This is a genomic window from Hymenobacter antarcticus (assembly GCF_039539545.1).
GTDB lineage: Bacteria > Bacteroidota > Bacteroidia > Cytophagales > Hymenobacteraceae > Hymenobacter > Hymenobacter antarcticus.
Map to the genome: position 1 here is coordinate 40,618 of NZ_BAABDI010000030.1, position 25,510 is coordinate 66,127.

30 protein-coding genes and 1 pseudogene are annotated in these 25,510 nt (G+C 60.2%); 25 read left to right on the forward strand and 6 right to left on the reverse strand.

What is annotated here, in order from left to right; translation table 11 throughout:
* Positions 1-20: 20 nt before the first annotated feature.
* From ABD819_RS17445 to ABD819_RS17520, 16 genes are all read left to right on the forward strand, one after another.
* Positions 21-428 (forward strand): hypothetical protein, encoded by a 408-nt coding sequence (locus ABD819_RS17445; RefSeq protein ID WP_345126337.1) that lies wholly within the window; start codon positions 21-23, stop codon positions 426-428.
* Positions 429-477: 49 nt separating this feature from the next.
* On the forward strand, positions 478-1,164 hold the full coding sequence (locus tag ABD819_RS17450; RefSeq protein ID WP_345126338.1) for a hypothetical protein: 687 nt from the start codon (positions 478-480) through the stop codon (positions 1,162-1,164).
* Positions 1,165-1,168: 4 nt separating this feature from the next.
* Complete coding sequence (locus ABD819_RS17455) at positions 1,169-1,321, forward strand: hypothetical protein (RefSeq protein ID WP_345126339.1); 153 nt, start codon at positions 1,169-1,171, stop codon at positions 1,319-1,321.
* 10 nt (positions 1,322-1,331) lie between these two features.
* On the forward strand, positions 1,332-1,556 hold the full coding sequence (locus ABD819_RS17460; protein ID WP_345126341.1) for a hypothetical protein: 225 nt from the start codon (positions 1,332-1,334) through the stop codon (positions 1,554-1,556).
* Positions 1,553-1,999: a VRR-NUC domain-containing protein gene (locus tag ABD819_RS17465; RefSeq protein WP_345126342.1), complete on the forward strand. Its 447-nt coding sequence runs from the start codon at positions 1,553-1,555 to the stop codon at positions 1,997-1,999. The genes ABD819_RS17460 and ABD819_RS17465 overlap by 4 nt, the downstream gene beginning before the upstream one ends.
* Positions 1,996-2,313 carry a hypothetical protein gene (locus tag ABD819_RS17470; protein ID WP_345126343.1) on the forward strand — a complete coding sequence of 106 codons (318 nt, stop codon included), beginning with the start codon at positions 1,996-1,998 and terminating at the stop codon, positions 2,311-2,313. The genes ABD819_RS17465 and ABD819_RS17470 overlap by 4 nt, the downstream gene beginning before the upstream one ends.
* A 131-nt stretch (positions 2,314-2,444) precedes the next feature.
* Positions 2,445-3,926 (forward strand): phospholipase D-like domain-containing protein, encoded by a 1,482-nt coding sequence (locus ABD819_RS17475; protein WP_345126344.1) that lies wholly within the window; start codon positions 2,445-2,447, stop codon positions 3,924-3,926.
* A gap of 79 nt (positions 3,927-4,005) precedes the next feature.
* The gene (locus ABD819_RS17480; protein ID WP_345126346.1) at positions 4,006-5,046 is read left to right on the forward strand and encodes a type I restriction-modification system subunit M; all 1,041 of its coding nucleotides are present in this window, start codon (positions 4,006-4,008) and stop codon (positions 5,044-5,046) included.
* A 2-nt stretch (positions 5,047-5,048) separates the two neighbouring features.
* On the forward strand, positions 5,049-6,311 hold the full coding sequence (locus tag ABD819_RS17485; RefSeq protein ID WP_345126347.1) for a restriction endonuclease subunit S: 1,263 nt from the start codon (positions 5,049-5,051) through the stop codon (positions 6,309-6,311).
* 25 nt (positions 6,312-6,336) lie between these two features.
* Positions 6,337-7,089, forward strand: coding sequence for a hypothetical protein (locus ABD819_RS17490; RefSeq protein ID WP_345126349.1), 753 nt, complete (start codon positions 6,337-6,339; stop codon positions 7,087-7,089).
* Positions 7,090-7,280: 191 nt separating this feature from the next.
* Complete coding sequence (locus tag ABD819_RS17495; protein ID WP_345126350.1) at positions 7,281-7,874, forward strand: hypothetical protein; 594 nt, start codon at positions 7,281-7,283, stop codon at positions 7,872-7,874.
* A 60-nt stretch (positions 7,875-7,934) separates the two neighbouring features.
* Positions 7,935-8,387, forward strand: coding sequence for a hypothetical protein (locus ABD819_RS17500; protein WP_345126351.1), 453 nt, complete (start codon positions 7,935-7,937; stop codon positions 8,385-8,387).
* A 172-nt stretch (positions 8,388-8,559) separates the two neighbouring features.
* Positions 8,560-9,396, forward strand: a complete 837-nt coding sequence (locus ABD819_RS17505; protein WP_345126352.1) for a hypothetical protein — start codon at positions 8,560-8,562, stop codon at positions 9,394-9,396.
* An 18-nt stretch (positions 9,397-9,414) separates the two neighbouring features.
* Positions 9,415-12,654, forward strand: coding sequence for a type I restriction endonuclease subunit R (locus ABD819_RS17510; RefSeq protein ID WP_345126353.1), 3,240 nt, complete (start codon positions 9,415-9,417; stop codon positions 12,652-12,654).
* Positions 12,651-13,364, forward strand: a complete 714-nt coding sequence (locus ABD819_RS17515; protein ID WP_345126354.1) for a M48 family metallopeptidase — start codon at positions 12,651-12,653, stop codon at positions 13,362-13,364. Before ABD819_RS17510 ends, ABD819_RS17515 begins: the two co-directional genes overlap by 4 nt.
* 93 nt (positions 13,365-13,457) lie before the next feature.
* Positions 13,458-14,906 carry a hypothetical protein gene (locus tag ABD819_RS17520; RefSeq protein WP_345126355.1) on the forward strand — a complete coding sequence of 483 codons (1,449 nt, stop codon included), beginning with the start codon at positions 13,458-13,460 and terminating at the stop codon, positions 14,904-14,906.
* Positions 14,907-15,246: 340 nt separating this feature from the next.
* Here ABD819_RS17520 and ABD819_RS17525 read toward each other — a convergent pair whose 3' ends face one another.
* The 3 genes from ABD819_RS17525 to ABD819_RS17535 form a co-directional block, all read right to left on the reverse strand.
* Positions 15,247-15,759 carry a M15 family metallopeptidase domain-containing protein gene (locus ABD819_RS17525; protein ID WP_345126358.1) on the reverse strand — a complete coding sequence of 171 codons (513 nt, stop codon included), beginning with the start codon at positions 15,757-15,759 and terminating at the stop codon, positions 15,247-15,249.
* The gene (locus tag ABD819_RS17530) at positions 15,743-16,012 is read right to left on the reverse strand and encodes a hypothetical protein (protein ID WP_345126359.1); all 270 of its coding nucleotides are present in this window, start codon (positions 16,010-16,012) and stop codon (positions 15,743-15,745) included. Before ABD819_RS17530 ends, ABD819_RS17525 begins: the two co-directional genes overlap by 17 nt.
* Before the next feature lie 994 nt (positions 16,013-17,006).
* On the reverse strand, positions 17,007-17,435 hold the full coding sequence (locus ABD819_RS17535; RefSeq protein WP_345126360.1) for an SLOG family protein: 429 nt from the start codon (positions 17,433-17,435) through the stop codon (positions 17,007-17,009).
* 154 nt (positions 17,436-17,589) lie between these two features.
* Between ABD819_RS17535 and ABD819_RS17540 the strand changes: the two genes are divergently transcribed.
* The 9 genes from ABD819_RS17540 (at position 17,590) to ABD819_RS17580 (ending at position 21,218) form a co-directional block, all read left to right on the forward strand.
* The gene (locus ABD819_RS17540; RefSeq protein ID WP_345126362.1) at positions 17,590-17,964 is read left to right on the forward strand and encodes a hypothetical protein; all 375 of its coding nucleotides are present in this window, start codon (positions 17,590-17,592) and stop codon (positions 17,962-17,964) included.
* Between the two features lie 125 nt (positions 17,965-18,089).
* Positions 18,090-18,308: a hypothetical protein gene (locus ABD819_RS17545; protein ID WP_345126363.1), complete on the forward strand. Its 219-nt coding sequence runs from the start codon at positions 18,090-18,092 to the stop codon at positions 18,306-18,308.
* 2 nt (positions 18,309-18,310) lie between these two features.
* Positions 18,311-18,493 (forward strand): SymE family type I addiction module toxin, encoded by a 183-nt coding sequence (locus tag ABD819_RS17550; RefSeq protein WP_345126364.1) that lies wholly within the window; start codon positions 18,311-18,313, stop codon positions 18,491-18,493.
* Between the two features lie 48 nt (positions 18,494-18,541).
* On the forward strand, positions 18,542-18,799 hold the full coding sequence (locus ABD819_RS17555) for a hypothetical protein (protein WP_345126365.1): 258 nt from the start codon (positions 18,542-18,544) through the stop codon (positions 18,797-18,799).
* Between the two features lie 32 nt (positions 18,800-18,831).
* The gene (locus ABD819_RS17560) at positions 18,832-19,146 is read left to right on the forward strand and encodes a DUF3846 domain-containing protein (RefSeq protein WP_345126366.1); all 315 of its coding nucleotides are present in this window, start codon (positions 18,832-18,834) and stop codon (positions 19,144-19,146) included.
* A gap of 60 nt (positions 19,147-19,206) precedes the next feature.
* Positions 19,207-19,917 (forward strand): hypothetical protein, encoded by a 711-nt coding sequence (locus ABD819_RS17565; RefSeq protein WP_345126368.1) that lies wholly within the window; start codon positions 19,207-19,209, stop codon positions 19,915-19,917.
* Between the two features lie 53 nt (positions 19,918-19,970).
* A complete protein-coding gene (locus ABD819_RS17570; RefSeq protein WP_345126369.1) occupies positions 19,971-20,216 on the forward strand; it encodes a class I SAM-dependent methyltransferase in 246 nt (81 codons plus the stop codon).
* A gap of 15 nt (positions 20,217-20,231) precedes the next feature.
* Entirely contained in the window at positions 20,232-20,996 is a 765-nt protein-coding gene (locus ABD819_RS17575) for a PD-(D/E)XK nuclease-like domain-containing protein (protein WP_345126370.1), read from the forward strand.
* 93 nt (positions 20,997-21,089) lie between these two features.
* Positions 21,090-21,218 carry an ASCH domain-containing protein gene (locus ABD819_RS17580; protein ID WP_345126371.1) on the forward strand — a complete coding sequence of 43 codons (129 nt, stop codon included), beginning with the start codon at positions 21,090-21,092 and terminating at the stop codon, positions 21,216-21,218.
* Positions 21,219-21,356: 138 nt separating this feature from the next.
* Here the strand turns inward: ABD819_RS17580 and ABD819_RS17585 are convergent, their stop codons facing one another.
* From ABD819_RS17585 to ABD819_RS17595, 3 genes and pseudogenes are all read right to left on the reverse strand, one after another.
* Positions 21,357-23,648 (reverse strand): glycine-rich protein, encoded by a 2,292-nt coding sequence (locus tag ABD819_RS17585; protein WP_345126372.1) that lies wholly within the window; start codon positions 23,646-23,648, stop codon positions 21,357-21,359.
* Positions 23,649-23,696: 48 nt separating this feature from the next.
* On the reverse strand, positions 23,697-25,199 hold the full coding sequence (locus ABD819_RS17590; RefSeq protein WP_345126374.1) for a T9SS type A sorting domain-containing protein: 1,503 nt from the start codon (positions 25,197-25,199) through the stop codon (positions 23,697-23,699).
* 180 nt (positions 25,200-25,379) lie between these two features.
* Positions 25,380-25,510: pseudogene (locus ABD819_RS17595) on the reverse strand (IS481 family transposase); the annotation flags it as partial.

Genomic DNA, 25,510 nt, shown 5'->3' on the forward strand with positions numbered 1-25,510 from the left:
AGAAAGTTGCGCCAAAGAAAATGCGAATCAAGCATTCCGAAGGGGTGCGGGCCGAAACCATCGGAGCAGCTGCCACCGCCGGCCCCGCCGAGCCTCGACGCCGGGGCGGCCGGCCGCAGCGCCCCGAAACCACCTTCCAGGAATCGGCCATTTTCGACAAAGCCAAGTTCACCGCCGCCTTCACCGGCACCGACTACGCCCTGGCCGACCTCAACCACTACCACGAGGCCGTCAACCTCTGGCGCGACAAGCAAACCGGCGAACCACCCCGCCGCACCGATTGGGTAGCCACCGCCAAACGATTCATGTTCAACGATGCAACCGATAACCGCCTCAAACTCGCTCCAGGTGTCCAGCGCCACGAGCCAGGAACCAGCGAAAACTCCGGAATCCCATCTACTGGCTACCGTTCAAGCCGCTGGGATTAGGGACCTGGCCCGCGCTACCACGCCCGAAGTCCGTGAACTACTGGCCGAAATGTCCTTCGGCCTCACCAAACAGGTTGCCCTGGCCGCCCCCAAGATTTTCCAACTCAACAGCCGCCTCGGTGAGCAGGCGGTGGTGAAGCTGCTGGTGGCCGTGCTCCGGGCCTTCGTCGATTCGCTCCGCGTCAAAGACAAGCCCGATGCCACCGACCTCATGGAACTGGCCGAAACGCTGGCCCAGACCTACACCCACGATAGCATCAAGGACATTATGCTCGCCCTGAAGGAAGCCCGCACCAGCGGCCACAATTTCTTTCAGGCCCTCGATATCAGCACCGTATTCGCCATCATCATCAGGTATTTCGAAGCCAAAGCCCACTACCTCGAACAACGCCACCTCGACCGCAAAGCCAACGGGGCCAGCCAGCAGGCCACCGATGTGAAGCTACTCGGCGATGCCGCCCCCCGGATGCTCGAAAACGTGGCCCAGCAAATTGACGACGACCACCCCAACGCCGCCGCCCTGCGCGAAAAGCTCAGCATCACCAACGCCAAAGCCCGCCGCGGCCTCATCACCCCCCAACAGGCCCAGCAGCAGCGCGCCGAGGTCCGAAAAGCCACTCAGCGCAAGGCCCGCCCCGACTGGAAAGCTAACCCCGAAGCCCAGCGACTCATCGACCAGCGCCACGCCGCCGAGAACCGCCAGCTGATGGACCAATACCGCCCACCTAGCCAGTAGCCCCATGCCAGACCCACGCACCACCGAAGAACTATGGACCAGCTACGATGCCCTGATGCGCCGGGGCGGTACGCTGACCACGGCCGAGAAGGCCGAGCTGCAGCAACTACGCGCCTCGCTGATACTGGCCGGCATCGTCACCGAAGGAGACTTTTAGCCCCGGTACCATGAGCACCACCACCTACTACCGCGCCCGCTGCGGCAGCCTCTACCGCGTCACTCACACGCCCGCCAGAGCCGCCACCAAAGATGCCCACGCAAGGCCCGCCAGCACCATGCAGGCCCGCCGCAGTACCTACGCCACCACCTTCAGTCCCGAATACCCCACCACCAGCGCCGAAGTAGCCAGAATGGTTAGCTACGGTGCATTTACCGAAGTATCCAAGCCATGAAGCACGTAACCAAAGCCACCCGCCCGCTCACCGAGGCCGAGCAGATGACCGCTGACATCCTCACCTACCTCGATACCCACGGCTTCAGCGCCTGGGCCCAACCAAACCGCGGCGAGTACGACCCCAAAACCAACAAGTGGCGCCCGCATCCCAACAGCCGCCGGGGGGTAGCGGACATTCTAGGCTTCCGTCTTTCAGATGCCAAATTCCTGGCCGTCGAAGTTAAAGCTGGCACCGACCGACCACGCCCCGAGCAAACCCAATTCCTCAACGAGTTGCAAGCCGCCGGCGGCCTGGCCTTTATCGCCTACAGCTTCGCCGGCTTCGTCCAGTCGTTCCAGCGGCGCGGGCTTCACACCCTGACCACCGTAGCGGCCCCAGTTCCGCCCGGCCCCCTCACTACCTACGACGAGCCCGCCCCCTACACCACCCGCAGCTCATGACCCCGCACGAACAACAACACCTCGACGAGCTGATGGACCACTTCGACTTTGCCCGCGTCGCCCACGCCATGCGGGCCCTGCAGTGGCGCTGGGCCTCCGCCTATAACAGCATACCCAACGAACCCCATATTCGCGCCACCGTGCGCAGCTACGCCCGGCAATTCATCCAACAGGCCCGTATCAACACCGGCCACCAACCCGGCCGCGGCTTCATCGGCACCGGTGGCTTCCACATCGAAGCCTTCAGCGAAGCCGGCACCCTCACCGGCCTCTACGCCCGCTTCACCCTCAACGAGTACAGCACCATAGTATGAGAAACATTCCCACTCTCACCACCTACTTCAACAGCAAACACACTAACGGCACTAACCATAGAGGTTCGAATCATTCAAGTTGTGCGGGATTTACATAGCTTCGCCGCACCACTTTTAAATCTACCTAAACCTTGTCCGCCAAGCTCCTTCCTTCCGACCCCAACCACCGCTCCATCCTGGCCCAACTAAACGAGTCCCTCAAGCTGGCCACCAACCTCTACGCTTCGGTCTGCTTCTGGAGCATCGGGCCCGGTGTGCTCAGCCACCACCTCGAAAGAGTATTGGCCCAGCCCAGCTCCTTTTGCATCGCTGACATTCATTGCCCCACCAATGTCGATAAGCTGGCGCAGTTTCATGCGTTAGGCGTTACCAAACTCTACTTATTTTTCAAAGAAATTCAGCCGAAGAAGCTCGAAGCCCACTTGCAGCGCCACCTGCTCCACACCAAAATGCTGCTTATCGACCTGCCCGATAATCGGGCCGAGCTGTGGGTAGGCAGCCACAATTTTACCAAGCAGGCCCTGAAGGGCATCAATCGTGAAGCTACCCTGGTCATCCCTTGTTATAAGGACGATGTACTGTACACCCAAGCGCAGCGATATTTCAGTAGCATCCTCCAGGACCCCAATTGTCGTCAGTTCGACCCCAACCTGCTCGATACTTACAAAGAGCTTCAGGGCTTGCCCAAAGAAGAGGTGGAGTCCGGCCCTTACGTACTACCGTTGGCTTGGGATTCTACCGAGTGGCCGGCGCCGGCCACGCTTGCCCAGCAGCTAATTCTATTGGTTGGACACAACCCCGACGAAAAGCGCCAATTCTCCGCTATTGGTGATGATGTACCCCTCGCCATTCGGGCGTACGACCTGGCCACCGGCCACATCAGCTATTTCTCGGCAACTTCCTACGGGGCAAATTATATCGACCCCAACGACCCTGGTTCCTACGAAATTCAGTTCAGTCAGCGTCACCTGGCCGTGCGCAACCATACCCAGCTGCCATTCATCGCGCCCGTTGGGCAAGAACATGCCCACGAAACCCTGCGTAAGTTTCGCTACCACGTTTCCATTCGCATTCTCGACGAGCTGCCTGCCGATTTACAATTTGCCGATGACGCTGCCCCTGCAGAGGCCAAGTGGCAAGCCGACTCCGATACAAATACCCTCCTTGCCCAGACAGATATTCGGAGTGACTCGGCCGATGCACCTGGCACTTATTATCGCATCGCATCAGCCCGCAACCCGGCGCAGAAGCCAAGAGCTACCGATGGTATTGCTTCTACAGCCAGCTCCCCTGAAGCAGTAGCGCAGGCCGCCAAAGCCCGCGTAGCAAATTGGCTAGAGCATGCCCGTCATCGTCGCTTTCGTACGGCTCCAACCGAGCCCAAGGCCCTTCGGGTAAAATTCTTCCACGAGGATGAATTCAAGCACTTACCCGATGCCTTCGCTGCCCTCGACCAAGAGTTCCAGCCCGAAAACCTGCCTACTCTGCGAGCCGAATTTGAACAGCCCTTGCGTGATGTCTACTACCGTAACGACGCCCAACACTTCCAGGCACCCGACTCCACCCAGGGCCCGCAGGTAAGCAAGCTACTTAAGCGTTACCGCCTTAAATAGGCAAGGCACTATAAGTGAGCACTATTTACAGATTTCTTAAGCAATATTTGCCGACCCGCGCCTCGACCTGCGCCCTTCCGTGGTGGGCGGCGAAGACGTCATCGGTAACGCTTACGAATACCTCATTTCCCGCTTCGCCGCCGATGCCGGCAAGAAGGGCGGCGAGTTCTACACCCCTGGCGAGGTGGCCGAACTGCTGGCCCGCCTGCTCAACCCCCAGCCCGGCGCTCGCATCTGCGACCCTACCTGTGGCTCTGGCTCCCTGCTCATCAAGATGGCCCGCCAGGTAGGCTCGCGCAACGTGGCCCTCTACGGCCAGGAAATAAACGGCTCCACCTACGCGCTGTGCCGCATGAACATGTTCCTGCACGGCCTCGACGATGCCCAGATTGAGTGGGGCGATACCCTGCGCAACCCCCGCCTGCTCGACGGCGAAAACCTGCGCCGCTACGACGTGGTGGCCGCCAACCCGCCCTTCTCCCTCGACAAGTGGGGCCACGACGAAGCCGGCCTCGACCGCCACGGCCGCTTCTACCGCGGCCTGCCGCCCAAGAGCAAGGGCGACTACGCCTTCATCCTGCACATGATTGAAACCACCCTCGACGGCCACGGCCAGGCCGGTGTCATCGTGCCCCACGGCGTGCTGTTCCGCGGCGGCACCGAGGGCAAGATTCGCCAGCGCCTCATCGAGGAAAACCTGCTCGATGCCGTCATCGGCCTGCCGGCCAACCTCTTCTTCGGCACCGGCATTCCGGCCGCCATCCTGCTGTTCCGTCGGGGCCGCACCACCGACGACGTGCTCTTCATCGACGCCAGCCGCGACTTCGACGCCGGCAAAAACCAGAACCGCCTCGGCGAGGCCCACATGGCCCGCGTGGTGGAAGCTTACCGCCGCTACGAAACCGAGGAGCGCTACGCCCAGCGCGTCACCCCGGCCCAGATGCTCGAAAACGACTACAGCCTCAATATCCCGCGCTACGTGGATACCCAGGAGGCCGAAAAGGAAATTAGTTTGGTCGATACCCAGCGGGAAATTACCCGGCTGGAAGGCGAACTGGCTACCGTGCGCGGCCAGGTACACACCTACCTGCGCGAGTTGGGCATTAGCGTGGAGGCGTAAGCATGGAGACGATGGAAATGACAACCGCATCAGAAGCCGCCGGGAAGCAAGGCTATAAGCTTACACGCTTCGGGTGGATTCCGGAGGAATGGGAGGTAGTAAAACTTAAAAAGTGCTGCCAACTGATTAAAGACGGCACCCATTTCTCTCCTGTTTCGAAGGATGGCCCCAAGATGTATATAACGTCTAAAAACATCCGAAACGGACATTTGGACTTGGGAAACCTTAGCTATATCTCTGAAGAAGAGCACAGAAGTATTTACTCACGGTGCCCTGTGCAGAAAGGAGATATTCTTCTGACCAAAGACGGTGCTAGCACAGGCAACGTTTGCCAGAACCCTCTTGACGAAGAATTCAGTTTACTGTCAAGCGTGGCGGTTATCCGAGCGGATGAACGTAAGGTTCATAACTCCTATCTACTTCAATTTTTATTGAGCCCTTTAGGAGTAAAAGCTATTGACGACGAGATAGCTGGCCAAGCCATTACCAGAATTACGCTGGATAAAATACAGGCAATACAATTGCCATTGCCTCCTATCGAGGAGCAGGAGCGGATTACGGATTTTCTTAATAGCATCGACAAAAGCGTAAGGCTGCTCACTGGTATCCTCGAATCCAAGCGCACCTACAAGCGCGGCCTTATGCAGCAACTACTGACGGGAAAACGACGGTTTCCCGAGTTTCAGGGGCAGCCGTTGCCGCTGGTTGCCATTGGCGAAATGATAACAGAAAGCCGCGAGTCGCTTCCGGTTTCCAATCCGCACCAGCGTATCACGGTACGCCTGAGCTTGAACGGTGTGGAAGCTCGGGACGTGCGAGGCACTGAATCCGAAGACGCTACTGTCTATTACCTGCGCCGCGCTGGGCAGTTCATTTATGGCAAACAGAATCTGCACAAAGGCGCAATGGGCATCATTCCGGCTAAGTTGGACGGCTTTAGCTCAACCCAGGACATGCCCACCTTTGATTTCGCTGGTACGGTAAACCCGCAGTGGTTTCTATACCTGATGAGCCGGGAAAATTTTTACCTCAACCTCGAAAAAATAGCCACCGGCACCGGTTCCAAACGGATTCAGCCCGCCAGCCTCTTCAAAATCAAGGTCCCGTTTCCCTCCCTGCCCGAACAGCAGCGCATTGCCGCCGTGCTCACCGCCTGCGACCAGGAAATCGAGTTGCTCCAGGCCCAGCTCCGGCAGTGCCAGCAGCAGAAAAAGGGCCTGATGCAGCAGTTGCTCACGGGTCAGCTGCGGGTGCCTGCTATTTAATTTCTTACACTTCTTCTTATCAAGTATGTATTCTCTCTTTCTTCAGCTTCCTGCGGCAGTGCCTAATGCAGATGAAGCATACAAACTTCTTGGGGCCTCATATGCCGATTGGCTAATGGCACTAGGTGGGCTTGCGACCTTTGGGACGCTGATTTATTTATTGGTTTCAAGCAAGGGACAGCAGGAGTCAATAAATGCTATTAGCACTTCTTTGACCGAGCTTACGAAGCATAGCGCTGAACTTACCAAGCAGAGCCAAGAAATGTCGGTAAGAAATCAACTGCAAACGCAGCTTAATAATCTTATGGGTGAACAAGTGGCCATCATGCGACAGATGCACCAAGCAGGAGAGGTGACCAACGAGGCGCATAAGCGCATGATACAACTTGAAGAAGAAAAACGGCGAATTGAATTAGAGCCGGCCTTTGCTTATACAAGTGCTTTGGGTGATGCCAATACCAAAGCGTTAGGCATCAATGTCACCAATTTTGGCAAAGGTGTAGCTATCGTTAATTCTTTAGTTGTACAACAGGGTGGCCGGTATTTTCAGCTTGCTCATAATCAATTTCCATTGCAGTTAGGGCCCGGAGCAGGATTTACAATAGCAGGCGTATGGAATAACGTCTCCTACGAGCGCCTATCGTTCACCCTTGCAATGCGCTACACAGACGTTTTGCAAAACGAATACGAAGTCATCATTGACAATTCGCCAAAAGGTCTTGACATCAAAGCGCCCACATTGATTACACGTGCTAATAATTTGATATCGACATTATAAAGGCGTACCTAACCGATGGTCGTGCTCCCTTGGCACAGCGTCTAGAATCGTGGTGGCACGCAAAGGGCTTCGCGGTGCGCGGCATGACCGCCGATTGGTTCACCAACTACCAATGTCGTTATCAAAATGACTCTGGTGCAGCATAAGACATTATTTCGCAAAGGCATAATCTTGACACAACTGTAATCGTAATGGCCGAGCCTGTCTCCCTCTCCCTCACCAACTTCCTGAACTTTGTCACCAAAACCGGCATCCAGAAGCTACGCTTCGTGGAGCAAGTGAAACGCGACGAGCAATTCGATTTCTACGGCCCGCTGCGCGACCACATCAAGCGCGTCCACAAAACCGACAAGCCCAAAAAGGAGCTTGAAACGGTACTGCAAGGCTTAGCCAACAAGCAAAAAGCGAAGTGCTACCCGCCCGTAGTGAAAGGCTACCAGAAATTCTGGGGCCGCAAGAAGCTGGAGTGGATTCAGCCGCCCAAAGCCATCTGGCAACACGCCGACATCGTGGTGAACGTAGCGCCCGAGTTGGGCCTTGTCATCGATGGTAATGTGCACGTCCTCAAGCTCTATTTCCGCCAGGAACGCCTTACTAAGGAGCGTGTCTGCGCAATCAATCACCTTCTTGAGCAGCAGCTCCGCACCAAGCTCACACCCGAAGTGCAGTTGGGCATCCTGGACATACACCGCTCCAAATTCCTGCCTGCCGTTGCCAACCCCGACTACCAACACCTTCTGGAAGCAGAGGCCGAAATGTTCCGCCGCTATTGGGACAAGCCTTAAAAATAGAAAGATACCTATTGCTTGAGCTGGACCTAATCATAATCAAAGCTGTCAACAAACATGATTACCCCAACAGAACTGCAAATTGAGCAACGCGATGGAAGCATTGAGAAGTTTTCTATAGCTCATGCTAACGAGTACCTACAACAATACCGAGATGAATTTCCTCCTGGAGAGCACGAATACCGCGTTTACAAGCGTAAACCGATTACGGGCTTTTCCATAGTAGTCCAGGAAAAGGAAAACGCTCTTTTTATTACACATGTAAGCTGTGATTCTCTTGATTGCAAGAGAAAAAACATCGTCGTTGAAGCTCTTCGCTTTATTTCTGACCAGCACAGGGTGCCTATTTTCTCTTCGTTAAAAGAGGGCTACTACGACAATAATGAATTAGACCGATTGGTGCCCGACACGATGGGCAAACGATGGGAGAAAATGCTGGAAAGCTACCCCGACCGGGTAAAATTCTGGGAGGATTTGGGGCGCTATGTTTTTCTTCCAAAGCAGGCATAGCTGCAATCGATTGGCTCTGAAACAAGAAAAACGCCCGGCATCTGGGCCGGACGTTTTTCTATCTGTTCCCTCACATGGCAGGGTCAGACTCTGAGCAAAGATATATCAAACACGCAAAAAAGCACCTCACAACAGCAGTATGATACACGGCGACCCCAAAGACCGAGACATCTTGAAGCGCTACATTGAGTCGCTCATTGGCGCCATCGATGCAATCGGGGAGCCTTATGCTGGCCGGCCGTTACCCATTCCAATTATTGAGCAAACCTACCTCGACCTGATTCGTCGGATTAAGGCCAGTCTGATGGGTATTCTAGCCCAATTAAACTACTGGCCCGAACATGGTGAGATGAAAGTCCCAATCTCATTGCTATTTCGTTCCTGCGTTACAGACGTTCTACTACTGCTATACTTAAAGAGTCTAGAGGAGCACGAACCTACTTTCGAAAACGAATTACACGTTCTTGATACTCTATACGTCAAGTTCGTGAAAGGCTTGCTAGATGCAGACCAACTCACGACTACTGAAGATGCGAAGCAAGAAGCATTTAAAAAGCTGTATGCAGATGCGGCTTACTTGATTGAGGAAGTTTCTCCTCTCTTAAAATTCAAGAACAACAAAGCTCTTCGGCATGGTAGTGACGAAGAATTGTTAAAAAAAGGCGGCAAGACTTTGTCAAGTAGCCTTACTACTGAATCACAGTTTGCCTACTTGTCTAAACTGCCGGAATTCAGTTCGTTGTCCAGCCTTTATTGGTTGTACAAGCACTTTTCTCAGCATGAACACTACTCGCACGCTGGTAGTGTAGTTATTCACTTACCGCAATGGTTTGAGTGCTTGCAGTGGTACAAAGCTCTGTATGGCTGCTTTAGAGCGGTACAATTAACCAGCAGCAAAATCGGGGCAACAGACTTGCTTTTAGATGATTTGACCATCAACATGGGGCATATCTATTCTCGCTTGATAGAGCACCAGGAAGACATGGACGCTGATAGCAAGCAGGAGTAACTACTAAATTCTACGATTGTGCCCGCCTCCGCTACCCCCAACCTGCGCGAAGACCACGTTTCCCAGCTCCCGGCCCTGCTGTGGCTGCAGAAGCTCGGCTACACCTATCTCGCCCCCGCGCAGGCCCTGGCCGCCCGGAGTGGGCGCACCGACAACGTGCTCCTCGAAACCGTGCTGCGGGCCCAACTCGCCCGCCTCAACGCCGTGCGCCACCGCGGCCAGCAACAGCCCTTTTCCGACGATACCCTCTCAGCTGCTATCCAGGCCCTGCGCGACCTGCCCGGCCCCCTCGGCTTCGGCCCCGCCACCAACGCCGCCTACGAGCTGCTCACCCTCGGTAAGAGCTTCGAGCAGGTCGTCGACGGTGACCGCAAAAGCTTCTCCCTGCGCTACATCGATTGGCAGCAGCCCGCCAACAACGTCTTCCACGTCACCAGCGAGTTTTCGGTGCAGCGCTCCGGCCTGCCCGATACCTACCGTCCCGACGTGGTGCTCTTTGTTAACGGCATCCCCCTGGCCGTCCTCGAATGCAAGCGTCCCGCCGCCAACATGCTCGACCAGGCCATTGCCCAGCACCTGCGCCAGCAAACCGAAGACGGCATCCGCCCGCTCTACATCTGGTCGCAGCTGCTGCTCGTCGCCGACGGCGACCAGGCCCGCTACGCCACCACCGCCACCCCACCCGAGTTCTGGGCCACCTGGCGCGAGCAGCACCCCAGCCCCGAGGCCCAGGCCGCTTGGGAGCAGCAGCTGCTCACCCTCAAAAACCAGCCCCTGCGCCCCGAGCAGGAATCCGCCATTTTCAGCGGCGACTTCGCCTACGCCCAGGCCCACTTCCGCCAGCTCCGGGCCGCCCCCCAGTTGCCCACCGGCCAGGACCGCGCCCTCTGGAGCCTCTGCCAGCCCCAGCGCCTGCTCGACCTGGCCTTCCACTTCGTGCTCTACGAAGACGGCCTCAAGAAAATAGCCCGCTACCAGCAGTTCTTCGGCGTGCGCGCCACCCTCGAGCGGGTGCAGCAGCGCGACTCCGACGGCCGCCGCCTCGGCGGCGTGCTCTGGCACACCCAGGGCTCCGGCAAGTCGCTCACCATGGTTATGCTGGCCCAGCTGCTGGCCACCGACCCGCGCCTGCCCGGCGCCCGCATCCTGCTTGTTACCGACCGCACCGACCTCGACGAGCAGATTGAGGGCACTTTCATCAAGTGCGGCAAGCTGCCCAAGCGCGCCCGCTCCGGCAAGCACTTGGGCAAGCTCCTGCACGACCCCCGCGCCGAGGTCATCACCACCCTTATCAACAAGTTTGAGAAAGCCATGAAGCACCTGGCCGAGCCCCTCGACGACGACAACATCTTTGTGCTGGTCGATGAGGGCCACCGCTCCCAGTACGGTTCCCTGCATACCCGTATGCGTCAGGTGCTGCCCAAGGCCTGCTTCCTGGCCTTCACCGGCACCCCGCTACTCAAGCATGAGAAGAGCACTGCCGCCCGCTTCGGCGGTATCATCGACCCGCCCTACACCATCCGTCAGGCCGTCGAAGACAAGGCCGTCGTGCCTCTGCTCTACGAAGGCCGCCACGTCGCCCAGTCCGTCAACGCCCGCCCCCTCGACCGCTTTTTCGAAGTCGTCACCGAGCCGCTCACTGAGTACCAGCGCGCCGACCTCAAGCACAAGGTCAGCCGAGCCGAGCCCCTCAACGAGGCCGAGCAGAAAATCCAGGAAATCGCCCTCGATATCAGTCAGCACTTCACGGCCACCTGGGCCGGTACCGGCCTCAAGGGCCAGCTCGTGACGGGCTCCAAGAAAGCCGCCCTCAAGTACAAGGCTGCCCTCGACATGCTGGGCCAGGTTACGTCCGAAGTCCTCATCTCCGGCCCCGACGAGCGCGAGGGTACCGACGACGCCTACGCCACCGAGTCCACCGACCCCATCGTGCGGTTCTGGAAGCGCATGATGGACCTGCACGGCTCTAAGGAGCAGTACCAGAAAAACGTCATCAACGCTTTCAAGTACCAGGACAAGCCTGACCTGATTATCGTCGTCGACAAGCTCCTCACCGGTTTCGACGCCCCCCGCAACACCGTCCTCTACCTGACCCGGGGCCTGCGAGAGCACAACCTGCTCCAGGCCATTGCCCGCGTCAACCGCGTGCACCCCGGTAAAGACTTCGGCTACATCATCGACTACTACGGCAACCTTCAGCAGCTCGACTCAGCTCTGAACACCTACTCCAGCCTCGACGGCTTTGACGAAGCCGACCTGGCCGATACCCTGGCCCACGTCCGCACCCAGGTCGACGAGCTGCCCCAGCGCCACGCCGCCCTCTGGGACCTGTTTCGCGCCGTGCCCAACCGCTACGAATCCGAAGCCTACCAGCAGCTTCTGGCCGATGCTGCCCTCCGCCACGATTTCTACGAGAAGGTATCCGTCTACGCCCGCCTGCTGCGCCTGGCCCTGTCCACCCTGGAGTTCACCCAGCGCAACCCGCCAGCCAAAGTCGAGCAGTATCGCCACGACGGCGCTTTCTTCCTCAAGCTGCGCGAGCAGGCCAAGCAGCGCTACGCCGATACCATCGACTACCGCCAGTACGAGGCCCAGGTGCAGAAGCTCATCGACACCCACATCAGCACCGAAGAAGTCATCCGCCTCACCCAGCTGGTCAACATCTTCGACGAGCAGCACTTCGCCGACGTCGTGGCCGAGGCCGGCACCCCCGCCGCCCAGGCCGATACCATTGCCCACCGCACGGCCCGCACCATCACCGAGAAGATGGACGACGACCCGGCCCTGTTCCGCCGCCTCTCCGAGCTCATCGAGGAGACCATTGCTGACTACCGCGCCCGCCGCATCTCCGAGGCCGAATACCTGCAACGTGCCCGCGACGTGCAGCAGCAAGTGCTGCGTCACCGCACCGCCCCCGACACCCCCGCCGCCCTCCAGGGCCGCCCCGCTGCCCAGGCCTTCTATGGCCTTACTGAGGAAGCCCTGCGCCCGACCACCGGCCTGGACGCTGCCCCGCTCCGCGAAGTAGCCATCCACGCCGGCCTCCACCTCGACGACCTGCTCCGCAGTCACCTGCTCGACCAGGACCGCCCCATCGTCGACTGGCCCCACAAAGACTCACTCGTCAACGCCGCCCGCCTCGCCCTCGACGACTACCTCTTCGACCTCAACGCCCGCGAAAAGCTTGGCTTGTCCCTGGAAGCCATCGACCGCCTGCTCGACCAGGTATTCGCCGTCGCCCGCCGGCAGTACGCATGAGTGTCACCACTTCCTCCATCACCTATGGCACTCACGAGCTGGCCTTCACGGTAGAGGTGCGCCCGCGCCGCACCCTCAGCATCTCCGTCCACCCCGACCAGCGCGTGCACGTCCTCTCGCCCCCCGACGTGCCCCTCATCCAGATTCAGGCCCGCGTCACTCGCCGCGCCGCTTGGATTCTGCGCCAGCAAGCCTACTTCCAGCAGTTCCGCCCCTCCACGCCGGACCGGCGCTACGTCAGCGGCGAAACTCATCTTTACCTCGGCCGCCAGTACCGTCTCCGCCTCGAAGATGCCGCCACGGCCCAGGTCAAGCTCATCCGCGGCCGCTTGGTAGTCCACACGCCCCGCCCAGAAGACGCCGACCACACCGCCCAGCTCCTGCGTCAGTGGTACAAGCAGCACGCCGCCGAGCAGTTCCCGGCCGTGCTGCGTCAGTGCCTGCCTCTGCTGAGCGAGTACCAGTTGCCCCCCACCACCCTTCACCAGCGCTATATGCAAAAGCGTTGGGGCAGCTGCAGCCCCGCCGGCCGCATCACCTTAAACACCGACCTCATCCGCGCCGACAAAAGCAGCATCGCCTACGTCATCCTCCACGAGCTCTGCCATCTCATCGAGCCCAACCACTCCCGCCGCTTCTACCGCCTCCTCGCTAAAATCCTGCCCGACTGGGAGCGCCGCAAGGAAAAGCTGGAGAAAGCGCTGAGCTAACTCGCTTTCCAAATGTCCAACGATTCAATACTGACCGGTAAAGCCATGGATTCTAGCTTTAGCGCCAATTCCTGCTTTTAATTGCCTCACACAATGGAAACGGTCGTATTCGATTTCTACAAATACGCTCAAACAAAGCTTTGCGCCGAAGACCAACTGTATGTATGGGCTCGCCAGTTTAAAACGGCCAACATTTCCCGCGTTAAGGTGAATAATCTTTCCCAGCCGGAGTACGAGAGGTTGATTGAATATCTTGAGGTTGGTATCACCTGTCAGTTCAACCCAGTCCGTTTCGAGATATATCTCCCTTTGCATCAGGCGCTAACAAATGCGCAAAGAAGAGCAGACCATTATGCCGTTGAAAAAAAGCAGTATATAGATACGATAGTCAAGTGCGATACGACACTGATTCAGGGAGACGATATCCCAGCTCAACTAGCTGAGATTATCAGGAAAATCACGGAACTGCAGGGGCAATGCACCAGCAAAAAAATGCATGCGCAGCTCAGGGCCAATTCAAATTATCAGGCCCTCAAGAAAGAAAGGGTCTGGCTGGAACTATACCAATTCTCGCCCGAAAATCTGGTAAAGAAGCGAGATATGGCTGCCGAATACCTTTATCATTTGGAATCAAGAGAGCAGCTATTAGTATCCAGAATGAAGGCGCTCGAAGTGAAGTGCGAAGAGATTCTAAAAATATCTTCCCACTACAAAACGCCCTCGGCTGTTGCGCTGATGCCACTCCGACCTGGCCCCCCTGGGCCGGGAACATCTGACCTGCCCAATCAAACCATTCAGGTTGAATGGCAGGACCTGTACTTTGGCGACGGCAGCTTTCTGGTCAAATACCGCGGAATTGCTCTCAATAGCTGCTTACTGCCCGAGTCCAGACGTTTTCTCAATGCCATAAAAGTCCATTACAAGTTTCGAAACGCTCCCCTTCTCCAACTACTCATTAATGGTCGGACTATCCTTAGAGTCATCAACAAGGAGGTTATCCTTTTTTACGTAAAGTTTCTTACCGATTCTTGCAGTCGCTTAGAAATCGATTCTGACATCCGACCTCGCAGCATTAGCCGCTTTGCCCGTTACAATAAGAGCTATTATCAGACCCATCTACCTAATCTGTTTCAAAGTAGGTGTCTGCATTACCTATGCCAGCTAACCGCTGCCGACTCATTTATTATTCCAACCCCTGAATTAGTGATTACCACTAATGGTACCACCTCAATCGACGACTCCTTTCTATTTCCGATAAAGAGTCACCAGCGCTATTTCATCGCTTGGGAAAGCACTGAAGAATCTAAAGCCACTTATCTATTTCAAGCTTCCGCCAATGGCTTATTGTCGACTCTGCAGCTGATTTACGATTACTTGGTGGGGCCAACCGTTAACAAACGGGAGACCCTTATATTTTCTCCAGTGCTCCAACGCCAACTTGGCTTTGTTACTCGCGTCAAGCACACCAGCTTCACAGATTGGAAGGCTGAAGTTCATATCTGTTGTTCAGTACGGACAAGGGTGCCCCACACAACAGTCTAAGTGCTGGATTTTGCATCTGCTCAGGAATGCTGTTCGGCCAACAGTAGCTCAAAGCAACTGCGCTCTTTACCAAACCCGTTCAGTTTGACTGGCTTCAAAATCCTGTCTGACACTAGCACCTGTCTGGCACTAGCAGCAATGGGGCCAGCTAACCGGACATCGCGCCTGGCCAGCTGGCCCCATTGTTTTTGCTGATGCAGTCTGCCTACTCAGCCTGCTTCGACTGGTTCTTCTTCCGCTCCAGAATGGCCGAAAGAATCACAATAGCCGCGTGTGCAATAATTCGCCACATAACCACTACCTGAAAAAGTGAAACCATAAACCCCGGCCACCCGGCCGGTTACCTCGGCACCTCGAAATGCGGCATGTCCAGCGACTTCTCATCATCGCTACGCCCATCCCCATCCCAATCCCCACCCCACCGAATCCGCCAGTCCGCCGCCAGAATAAGCCGCGAGAACTTTTGCAGCGCATCCACCGGCCAGCTCACCGACCCATCGGCCTGCAGCATCCCCACGTCCAGCGCCCCGCTCGGTAGCTCCATGTGCCGGCTCACCGTTACCCACGTCACCTTGCGCCCCGCCTCGGCCGACCCCGCCGGGAACACCGGCAACCCCGCCAGCTTCCGCAGCCGGTTCAGCATAGCCAACGGTTGCCGGCCCTGCGCGTACAGCGCCGCCTGCTCCGCGGCCGGCCGGTACCCCTGCGTTACCAGCGGCAGCCCCAGCGCCATCAGCGTCCGGTCGAGCATCCACCGCGTCAGCGCCACCCCATAGGCGTGCGCCAGGTCGCCCCGCACGTCCCGCAGCCGCGCCACCTGCACGGCCGCCTGCGCACTACTGAGCTGGAGCATCGGAAGCCGGCCCGCTGGTCGTGGTAGTAGTCGAGGCAACCGGCACCCGCAACACCGATTCCGGCTTCTGCAGCGCCTTGCGGACAGTAGCCCAGATAGTCACGACCGCCACCAGAATCTGAATGACGAGGTGCCCGTACAGCTCAATTTGGCCAGGGTCCGGCGGCGTGAGCTGGGCTACAACCGCGTTACCGAGCAGGCCGGAAGTAAGGATTTGCGCGAAGTGGCCCGTTTTGCTGGTACTAAAAAGCATGAGTGACATACGTTTGTGATTTACAGTTATACGTATAATTGTACGACAAAAGTACACCATAGCCTGAAACACAAGACCCGCTTTTAAGCATTGCTTTAATTGCACTTTGCAGCAATTAGGCGCATCCCCCTCCGCTTCCGTTGGTCGCTCCGGGGGTCGGGCTGTCCAGGGGTCCGCTTCGCTCCCGTGCTGCGCACCCGGCCGGGGCGATACTCGACGACACCAGCGGCCCCAACGATGCTACAGTCATCCCCCCGGCCGGCCCTTCCCATCCCTTGCGCATTTCTCCGGCAACGGCAGCCACCAGGGCGGGCCAGCTACCTTTCAGGACAGCCCACCCGCCCCGATTCCCCAGCCACAACCCCACAAAGACACCCCCAGCCACCGGTCGCCGTGCCCCAAAAAAGCACCGCCCCCCGATTCAGCAGCAGCAGGGCCGGCCAGCTTCCCGAGGGTCAGCCCACCACCCCCGATACTTGCCCAGCGCCGGAGGCCGGAAAAGCCCACCGGCTACCAGCAACCCGGTTTCTCGTTACCATCGTGTCGGGGGACGCCGGGCTGCCGGCCAGCAAAAGGCCGTCCCCCGGCATCCCCAAGTTGCTGCTGATACCAAAGACTCCCCCACCGCAGGCACGGCCAGCCATCCCTTTGCTTCGCCCCTAAAAGTTTGTCGCTTTGTGAACCAGCAGTACGGCGGCTTTCATGCCCAGGCTAACGCCCGGTCATCCTCATCGGCCCAGAAGCAGCAACAGCGGCAACAGCGGCCCAAAGCGGCCACCGCAGCAGGGCCTCATAAGGTGCCTGCGGCCAGTCGGCGGGCTTCGCGCCGCCCGATAAAGAAAAGCATCTAAGGGGGCAGTCCGGCCGGGCCGCCAGGTGGGCATTTTGCCGGCTGGCAGGGCGCAGGGTGGGCATTCAGCAGCCGGGCGGTGCGGTAGCAGGGCCGGCGGGCCGGCATCGCTTAGCGGGCCTGTTTCCGCGTGGGCCGCAGCTGCTACAGGCCCAGGCCGCCGGCTACTGGGGCCACGTCGGGTGCCGGGGCCGCCAGCCACTCCAGACGCTTGCCCAGCCGCGCCGCCTTGCGGGCCGCGTCCAGCGTGCCCCGGCTTTCACCGTCCCACACCACCAGCACCAGGTCGGCATCGGCCACTACCAGCCCATTGCGCACCAGCGGTGCGCCGGCTCCGTGGGCGCGGTAGTCGGGCAGGTGCTCGGTCAGCGGCACCCCGTGGCAGTTGGCCCAGCGGGCAGCCAGCCGGTCAGGGCCCGCAGCGCCCCCACTCACCACCCGGGCCACTTGGCCAGCGGCCCGCAGCGCGTCCAGGCGGGCCACCATTGCGCCCCAGGTCGTCAGGCTCCGGCTACCCACCACCGCTACTACCAGCCCGCCATCGGCACCCCTCTCTTTTTGCACTTTTTTCATACCACAAGTTACGAATAAAATACCCACATTCATACAGTTATTTTACATACATTTCTACTATCCAATGCAACAAATACCCACATTTGTACGTATATTTGTGTATAGCAAAGGGGGAAAGGCCCCCGGCGCGTTCAGCACCTAACCCATACAGGTCATGTTCACCCCGCAGCAGTTTTCCACGCTTGCCGCCGCCGCTTTGCCGGCCGTTGCGTTTGCCGCCACCATTTGCGCCACCAGCAGCGCAGCGGGCCAGGTTACCACCATCTACAAAGCGGGGTATTTCAGTGCAGAGCGTGAGCAGTGGGGCGGCAGTCCATACGAGTATTGTGGGGAGGGTGCCACCATTTTTGAGGCAGTTGCAAATGCCGTAGGTGAGGCGTGGGTGTGCAGCGGTATTTCGCCCAAAGAGTATCGGGCCGCACTCGCCACCATTGAGCAGCAGGAGGCGCAGGCCAGCGGCTGCCACTTCTGCCAGTCCCCCATCGACGCGGCCAACCGTTGCGCCTGCTTTGCCCTCGCTCATGTGTAGCCCCGCCACCCCGCCTGCTATATCTCGCGCCTTGGTCCCGGCCCACCGCCGCACCGTCTGGGTCAGCTTCGCCTACCGCACTGCCGGCCGCCGCCTAGGCGCTGTTGCCTCCATCCTTGCCGGCCGTGTCTACCATGCGTAGCCCCGCCACCTCCGCGCAGGCGGCGGCGCAGGCCCGCACCGCTGCCGCTTTCGCCCGCTTGCAGGCCACCCTAGCCGCGCTGGATGCCAGCACCGCCCGCATCAAGGCCGCCAATCTAGCCGCCGCCGCGCAGCCGCCCCGCCCCGCCCGCACCCCCTCACCGCTTGCCCTGCTCGTCTGGGCCGCCCAGCAACCCCAGTAGCCATGCAAGCCCGCCGCATCAAAGTAGCCCCGCACTACCGCCAGCTTCACCCACAAGTTCGCATCACCTCGCAGCTGCGCCTGCAAGGCAATTGGCTGGCCGCCGCCGGCTTCGCCCCCGGCACCGTCGCCGCCATCGAGGTGCAGGCCGGCCGCCTCATCATCACCCCCGCCCCCGTCCAGTAGTCACCCGCCCCGCGCCTCCCACCAGCGCGGGCCACCATCAACCCGGCCATGATTGCCCGCATCACCCCCAGCTTTCCCGAGGTCGCCGCCGCCATCTTCCCCGTGCCCGGCTGCACCGTGCGCGGCTACACGTTCGCCCACGGCACCCGCTACAACATCACCATTTGCACGCCCGCCGGCGCGGGCTGCCCCGCCCAGTACCACGGCACCGGCGGCAGCTGCTACGAAGCCCTTGCCGCCGCCGTGCAGCTCTTCCACGCCAGCGCCCACGCCTACCCCGGCACCGTGGCCTACGCTCCCCAATAGCCTGCTTTTCAACACTCAAAAATCCCTGACCCATGCCCCGTACCGCTACTACTTACCAGCCCCATTTGCTCGACCCGCACAGCGCCCAGCCGCAGCCGGTCAGCCCCACCAACGGCCGCAGCTTCAAGCTGGCCGAATTGTACCAGCTGCTCGATTGCCGCACGGTCGACGTGGTACGCCTCAGCCCTGACCTGATTTTGATAATCGACGACGAAGGCAAGTTCCGCCACCCCGCCTACCTCAATCTGCTGGCTACCTACCTCTGGTACCATCACCAGCCCGAAGCGCGGGGCCAGGATTCCATCGTGGGCCGCGCCATCCTGTGCCACGACAAACAATTCAACTAATCAACGGCAACGGGGCCACGCCGCCAAGTGGCCCCACAACCAACCCCAACCCCCGCCCCAATGGCAACCACCCCAAAAAACGCCGCCAGCGCCGCCACCGCCGCACTAGCCGCAACCGAAACCCCCACCGCCAGCCGCGCCTACCTGGAAGTAGTGAGCGTGGATGTGGAAACCGGCGAGCTGACCGAGAAAAGCCGCTTCCGCTACCTGCCCGGCCACCCCAAGCAAATCCGCGCCGACCTCAAAGCCGGCGTGTTCAACGTGGGCGGCGATAAGGTGCTGGGCAAAACCATCAGCTTCATTCCCGTAGCCCTGCGCATTTTCAGCGACAACATTCTGAACATGGGCCGCAAGGTGTGGGCCGAGCTGTTTTTCGTGGACGAGTCGGGCGCGGTCTGCGCCGTGCTGTTCCACGGGTACAGCGTCGAAAACCTCCAAAAGCTCAATGCCAGTTTGTTTTACGACGACCTGAACCTAACTGATGTTGTGCTCACGGTTACGCCCGTCAAGAAGCAGACTGAGAAGGACGGCAAGCCCGCCACCTACTTCATTGCCGATTTCAGCTACGTGGCCGCCGACCCCGCCGAGGTACAGGCCCGCCAGGAGTTTGCCCAGGATTTCGACCTGTACCGCGAGGAAACACTGACCGGCACCGGCACCGCCGACCTGCGCATTGTGCAGGGCTACCGCCTGCCGGCCGGCTACCACACCGAGCAGCCCGCCCAGCTCAACGCCGCTCCGGCCGCCGAAGCCGCCATAGTTATCGAGTAACCCTCCGGCCCCCTTTCCAGCCGCCGGGAAGGGGGCCACTTTATCCAGTTTCCATGCTAGAAACACCCCGACTACGCCAGGAACAGCCGGCCACCGACCCGGACGAGGCCGCCCGCCTCACCGCTTTAGCCCAGCTCATCAATACCACCGCCCCACTGCCCGACTTGCGCGACCTGGCCCCAGCCGTGCGCGACGCCTTCCCGGCACCCGCTTACTCGATAGGGTGCGGCAGCTCCCATATCTGGATTCTCCGCACCACCGACCAAACCCGCCTCGCAATCATCATCAGCCACCAGTAAACACACCGCAGCCCCATGTTCCAGAACCTTCAGCACCACCCCACCATCACTCAGGCCCAGCACCGCGCCCTATCCGCTATCAGCAACACCGACCTATCGAACCTTGCCGATGAGTTGCTGGGCCGCCCGCGCCGCGACTGTACCGCCGCTTTCGCCTTCGGCTCCCACTTCCACACCGCCACCCTGGAACCGCATTTGTTCGAGCCCACCAATGCCCAGAACCCCGCCGACCACCACCAGCGCCAGGCCGCCTCGCAGCTGGCCGCCGCCGTGCGCCGCCGGCGTTACCCCCGCCACCTCATCTACTCCGCCCGCGGCCAGGCCGAGCAGTCCTACACCGCCACCCACGAGCCCACCGGCCTACTGGTCAAAGTGCGCCCCGACCTGCTCATCGACAGCCCCAAGCGCCAGCGCCGCACCGTGGTGGATTTCAAAACCACCAGCTGCCGAGACCTTGCCCAGTTCCTGACCACCGTCGAGCAGTACGGCTACGACCGCCAGGGTGCTTTCTACGCCGACGTACTACAGGCCCAGCGCGTAGTGCTCATCGCCGTGCAAAAGAAGCCGCTCAAAGGCCAGGAGCCACAGATATGGGTAGTGGAGCTAACCACCGGGCAAATGGATAGCGGCCGGAAAAAATACGGCAAGCTGCTGCGGTGCGCCGCCGAGAAGCGCCACCACCATCAATCCGGCGGGCAGCTGGCCACCGCGTTGTCCCAGGATTTCGGCCAGGCCACACTCCCCCACAACAACCCCACCCGGCACTTTGCAGCAGCGTAACCATGGCCACCCCCGCCCGCCCGAACCACGCTGCATCAGAGGCAGGCGCGGCAGGCGTGGCGGGGGCGGCCACCAGCTAGTAATATTGAACCCATGATTTTAGAATTCAAGCCCGAATTCGTACCCCTGATTATTTCCGGCACCAAGGTGCATACCATCCGCGCCGGCCGCCGCTGGGTAGCCGGCCACTTCACCCACCCATACAAAAGCCTCCAGCCGTAAGACCGGAGGCTCCTTCCCTTAAGCAAAAAAGAGGTAGAAGTGTTTGCGCCCCATTGGCCGCTGCGTCATCATCAGCGTGGCCTGGTTGGCGTTGGTGAAGCGGTGCAGGCGGACGTGGACAGTGGCTACCCCACGTCCCTACTGCACCCTGAACCAAGCACCGCCGCCGCCGGAGTAAGTGGCCCACACGTATTTCACGGCGTGGACCCCATTCAAATTCGCATTGGTCAAGGTCACGGCATTGTTGACGTCGGTATTGGTGTTGCTCACGATGCAGTTGATGTCAGACGCGTTTATAATGGTTAGCTCCTGGCCTTCCACCTGCCCGCTGCCGCCAGCGGGCAGCACTATGGTGCCTGCGGCGTTCCCAATCATCATTTTAAAGATGCTGAAGGCTATGTCAGCCGACGTGAGGCTGTAGGTGCCGGCGGTGTTGCTGGGGTTCAGGCGCACGGCCAGGCGCAGGTTGCCGTTCACGTCGAGCTTGGTGGCGGGGGCGATGGTGCCGATGCCCACGTTGCCGCCTTGCTTAATCATGAGGTCAGTGGTCCAGCCCGTGCCCGAGGGGTCGGTCAGGGCATTGTCCGTGTGCATAAAGCGAATGTCACGGTCGGTTCCGTTGTAGGCGAAGAAGTACAGGTCGGCATCAATGGCACTCGAACTCATGTTGCCGGCGCCCATGCCGAAGTTGGGGTCGTTGAACATGAGGCGGCTGTGGCGCAGGTAGCTGGTCTGGCCAAACACGCCTTGCAGCAGGCCGAAGGCGCTGCTGCCAGTGGTGCCATTGCCCAGATGAAACGCATAAGCGGGGCTTATGGTGCCAATGCCCACGTTGCTGGTGACTTGGTCGAGGTAGAGGTGGGGCAGTTGGGAGCCAGCCGCGCCGTTGTAGGGCTGTAGGCCATTGGTGCCACCCCACAGGCCCATGCCGTAGTTGCCGGCGCCGTTTAGCACCAGGCCCAGCCCATAGAAGTTGGTGCCGGTAGTGGCTTCATAAATGGCCAGGCGCCCGGCTGCCGCGTTGGCACTGGTGGTGGTGCTGCCGAAGGAAAACCGCGAAATCGGGGCGGTGGTGCCAATGCCCACGTTGCCGCCCGTGGTGATGCTCATGCGGGCCGTGCTGGTGGTGTAAAAATCAAGCCCGAACTGATTGCCGGTGGCATTGCGCTTGCTGCCGATGGCTTCGCCGCTGTTGGTGGGCCCGAAGCGTAGGGTGTTAGCCACGGTGCCGGTGTTGGCGTTGCCTGCGTCCACGGCGATGTTGGCCGAGGACTGGATGTTGCCGGTGATGCTGGCGCTGCCGGCCATGAGCAAGCCGCCCACGGTGCCGGTGCCGTCCACGTTGAAGCTGGCCCCGGTTTGCTGGGTGGTCTGGTTCTTAATCACACCTGTGATGTTGGCTCCGTTCAGCACCGGCGCGGGCACCGACGAAGTGCTTGGGGTTGGGGTGATGGTAGCGTAGCCGTCACCGAAGCGGAAGCCCTGCGTGTGCGTGACGGCGCTGGCGCTGGGGCCGGCATACGAGCTGCCGCCGCCACCGCCGCCATGGAAGTAACCACTCCCCCCACCGTAGTAGCCTCCACCACCGGCCCCCGAGTAATAATAGCCGTCGTTGACCCCCCCGGGGTTGCCCGCACCACCGGTGCCTAACGTGCCACTTGCATACCCGCCGCCGCCAGCAGTTTGGGTCCCGCCCGAGCCGCCGAAGTCGGGGTCGCCCTGGCCGCCCACTAGGCCGCCACCCGCGCCGCCCGGGCCTGAGCCGCCTCTCGTGGTCAAATCGCCACCTCCACCTCCACCACCGGCCACCAGCAGCCGATTGGTCAGAGCCGTACCCCCGCTGCGAATATCGGTAGCGCCGCCGCCGCCACCGGCGGCATTTCCTAAGCCGCCGCCGTTGTAGGCAGCAGGCGCAAAATTGTTCATCCCGCGCTGACCCACGTAAATGGTCAGCACCTGGCCGGGGGTCACGGCCAGTACGGCCTGCACCCGCCCCCCCGGGCCCTGTCCGGTGCCGGCACGGTAGTAGCTCCCACCCATAGCACCCACCAGGTCCACGTTCAAGGAAGTGACGTTCGGCGGCACGGTGTAGGTTTGGGGCGCGCCGGTGTAGGAAAAGGTAGTAGGCGGCGTGCTGTCGACCAGCATGGGCTGCCACTGGGTCCCGCTCCACACATTGAGCACCCCGGTCGTGGTGTTAAAGACGGTGAGGCCTGCCGCTGTGCTGGCTGGGTTAATGGTATTTCGCTGAGCCTCAGACATGCGCGGGGGCAACAAGCCTTGGGTGGTGCTGCTCACGTCGAGCGCCGCCGAAGCGTTGGGGATGGTGGTACCGATGCCCACACCCTGGGCCTGGGCAGCTAGGCTGCCGCCGGCCAGCGCGACTACCAGGGCCAGGCCCCGAATCAAAGTGGTAAAACGATTTATCATTAGTTAGAAAAGCTGAACGCGAATAAGTAGGAGGAAGAAAAAGCCAGGCTACTCCACCACGCAGCGTGCGCCGAAGCGGGCCGAAGCCGAGGTGTAGCGCAGCAGGTAGGCACCGGAGGCCAACCCTTGCAGGGGCACTTCGCCCTGGGCGCGCCCGTCCACCGGGGCAGTGCGCACCACGCGGCCCAGCAGGTCGAGCACTTCCAGCGTGGCCGCCTCGGCGGGGCCGGTGTAGAGGTAGGTAGCCGCGGTGCCCACGGGCACTTTGGTGGGGTACACTACAAAGCCCGCGGCCTGGGGCGTCAGGGCCACGGTGCGCACCGGTGAGTAGCTCACGTCGCCGCTCAGGTCGGTCTGGCGCAGGCGGTAGTACAGCAGCGTGGCCCCGGCCGGCAGCTGGCCGTCGAGCAGCGTGTAGTCGTGGCGGGCGGTGCTGGTGCCGGCCCCGGCCACCGTGCCGATGGTGGCAAAGGCGCGGGCGTCGCGGCTGCGCTCAACCACGAAGCCGGCGTTGTTCAGCTCCTGGGCTGTAGCCCACACTAGGCGCACGGCGGCCGGTCCCTCGGCGCGGGCCGCAAAGTCGAGCAGGGTCACGGGCAGCGGGTTGGCGGCGTTGCTCACCGTGAAGCGGCTGAGCGAAGTCGGATTCATCGAAATGCTGCGGGCGCTGGCGTTGGCCACGGGGCTGCGCACAGCCCAGGGCTGGCCGGCAGCAGTTTGCTGCCACACGCGGGCCTGGCTGAAGTCGGCAATGCCGTTGTCGTTGTCGGGCAGCCAGCTCAGGGTGAGCTGCACGGCGGCGCTGGGCTGGGTGGCGGGAGCCACGGTCCAGATGCGGTCGATGCCCTTCAAGGCAGTGTTGGTCAGGTTTTGGCCGTAGCTAACGTCGGGCGTGAGCAGGCCGGCCGTGCGCGTAATGGCCACCGTGCCCAGGTTGTTGGTGGTGGGGTCGAGCACGGCGCCGTGGCCAAAGTCGACGGCCGCGCCGCTTACGGCGTTGCGCGTGATTTCGAGTGCGCCCAGCACATAGCGGCCCGTGGCCTCGCCGGCCAGCGTGGCCCCGTTGGGCAGGCGCAGCACGTTCACCGTCGTCCCGTTCTTGGTGTTCACCAGGCCGCTGGTCAGGGCCAGCTGGTTGCTCACGGTCAGGTCGCCGGCCAGACGCAGGGTGTTAGCACCGGCCGTGGGCTTGTTCAGCAGCAGCTGGTAGAGCGTGGCCCCACCGGGGGTCAGCACCTGGTCAGCCGCGCCACTGAAGGTGACCGGGCTGGTGCCGGGCAGCAGGGTACCAGAGTTAACCAGGTCGCCACGCACTTCCAGTCCCCCAGTGCTCAGGTCCAGCGTGCCGGAGTTGGTAAGAGGACCCTCCACCCGCACAGTGCCGGCGTTGGTCAGGGTGCCACTCTGGTTCGTGAGGCCGCCCGTGCCCACGTAAAGCACCGCCCCTGGCTGCACCGTGATAACGGCCCCGCTATTAACCAAGTCCTGCGCCTTACTTGGCAAAGCATGCAAAACCGCCCCCAAGCCCATTAAAGTAAACAAGTGTTTCATATTTGTGCCATAAAGCTACACCTTCGGCAGGTGGCTATGCAAAGCGGGCCACTCGGAAATGATTGCATGGTTTGACAATCATTTCCGAGTGGCCCGTAAGACCTTGCAAAGGTAAGGTCAACTCTTCTTAAAAGGAATCATAACGAACATAATAAAGTGTAAATAGCATTGGTTAAGTGCCTAGTTGTATGGTCCCGGAGTATGGTGGGTCGGTTCTCGAATAAAGCTACTAGGATTTTTCCGCCATTCCGCACAAACAAATTCGTAGGGTGTCAATCCCTTGAGCCGTTTGAGGCGTTTGGCAAAGTTGT

Excerpts from the sequence above, each read along its gene's own strand:
- ABD819_RS17445 (WP_345126337.1), top strand. The coding sequence starts at position 21 with ATGCGAATCAAGCATTCCGAAGGGGTGCGGGCCGAAACCATCGGAGCA.
- ABD819_RS17450 (WP_345126338.1), top strand. The coding sequence starts at position 478 with ATGTCCTTCGGCCTCACCAAACAGGTTGCCCTGGCCGCCCCCAAGATT.
- ABD819_RS17455 (WP_345126339.1), top strand. The coding sequence starts at position 1,169 with ATGCCAGACCCACGCACCACCGAAGAACTATGGACCAGCTACGATGCC.
- ABD819_RS17460 (WP_345126341.1), top strand. The coding sequence starts at position 1,332 with ATGAGCACCACCACCTACTACCGCGCCCGCTGCGGCAGCCTCTACCGC.
- ABD819_RS17465 (WP_345126342.1), top strand. The coding sequence starts at position 1,553 with ATGAAGCACGTAACCAAAGCCACCCGCCCGCTCACCGAGGCCGAGCAG.
- ABD819_RS17470 (WP_345126343.1), top strand. The coding sequence starts at position 1,996 with ATGACCCCGCACGAACAACAACACCTCGACGAGCTGATGGACCACTTC.
- ABD819_RS17485 (WP_345126347.1), top strand. The coding sequence starts at position 5,049 with ATGGAGACGATGGAAATGACAACCGCATCAGAAGCCGCCGGGAAGCAA.
- ABD819_RS17490 (WP_345126349.1), top strand. The coding sequence starts at position 6,337 with ATGTATTCTCTCTTTCTTCAGCTTCCTGCGGCAGTGCCTAATGCAGAT.
- ABD819_RS17495 (WP_345126350.1), top strand. The coding sequence starts at position 7,281 with ATGGCCGAGCCTGTCTCCCTCTCCCTCACCAACTTCCTGAACTTTGTC.
- ABD819_RS17500 (WP_345126351.1), top strand. The coding sequence starts at position 7,935 with ATGATTACCCCAACAGAACTGCAAATTGAGCAACGCGATGGAAGCATT.
- ABD819_RS17515 (WP_345126354.1), top strand. The coding sequence starts at position 12,651 with ATGAGTGTCACCACTTCCTCCATCACCTATGGCACTCACGAGCTGGCC.
- ABD819_RS17520 (WP_345126355.1), top strand. The coding sequence starts at position 13,458 with ATGGAAACGGTCGTATTCGATTTCTACAAATACGCTCAAACAAAGCTT.
- ABD819_RS17525 (WP_345126358.1), bottom strand. The coding sequence starts at position 15,759 with ATGCTCCAGCTCAGTAGTGCGCAGGCGGCCGTGCAGGTGGCGCGGCTG.
- ABD819_RS17530 (WP_345126359.1), bottom strand. The coding sequence starts at position 16,012 with ATGCTTTTTAGTACCAGCAAAACGGGCCACTTCGCGCAAATCCTTACT.
- ABD819_RS17535 (WP_345126360.1), bottom strand. The coding sequence starts at position 17,435 with ATGAAAAAAGTGCAAAAAGAGAGGGGTGCCGATGGCGGGCTGGTAGTA.
- ABD819_RS17540 (WP_345126362.1), top strand. The coding sequence starts at position 17,590 with ATGTTCACCCCGCAGCAGTTTTCCACGCTTGCCGCCGCCGCTTTGCCG.
- ABD819_RS17550 (WP_345126364.1), top strand. The coding sequence starts at position 18,311 with ATGCAAGCCCGCCGCATCAAAGTAGCCCCGCACTACCGCCAGCTTCAC.
- ABD819_RS17555 (WP_345126365.1), top strand. The coding sequence starts at position 18,542 with ATGATTGCCCGCATCACCCCCAGCTTTCCCGAGGTCGCCGCCGCCATC.
- ABD819_RS17560 (WP_345126366.1), top strand. The coding sequence starts at position 18,832 with ATGCCCCGTACCGCTACTACTTACCAGCCCCATTTGCTCGACCCGCAC.
- ABD819_RS17565 (WP_345126368.1), top strand. The coding sequence starts at position 19,207 with ATGGCAACCACCCCAAAAAACGCCGCCAGCGCCGCCACCGCCGCACTA.
- ABD819_RS17570 (WP_345126369.1), top strand. The coding sequence starts at position 19,971 with ATGCTAGAAACACCCCGACTACGCCAGGAACAGCCGGCCACCGACCCG.
- ABD819_RS17575 (WP_345126370.1), top strand. The coding sequence starts at position 20,232 with ATGTTCCAGAACCTTCAGCACCACCCCACCATCACTCAGGCCCAGCAC.
- ABD819_RS17580 (WP_345126371.1), top strand. The coding sequence starts at position 21,090 with ATGATTTTAGAATTCAAGCCCGAATTCGTACCCCTGATTATTTCCGGC.
- ABD819_RS17585 (WP_345126372.1), bottom strand. The coding sequence starts at position 23,648 with ATGATAAATCGTTTTACCACTTTGATTCGGGGCCTGGCCCTGGTAGTC.
- ABD819_RS17590 (WP_345126374.1), bottom strand. The coding sequence starts at position 25,199 with ATGAAACACTTGTTTACTTTAATGGGCTTGGGGGCGGTTTTGCATGCT.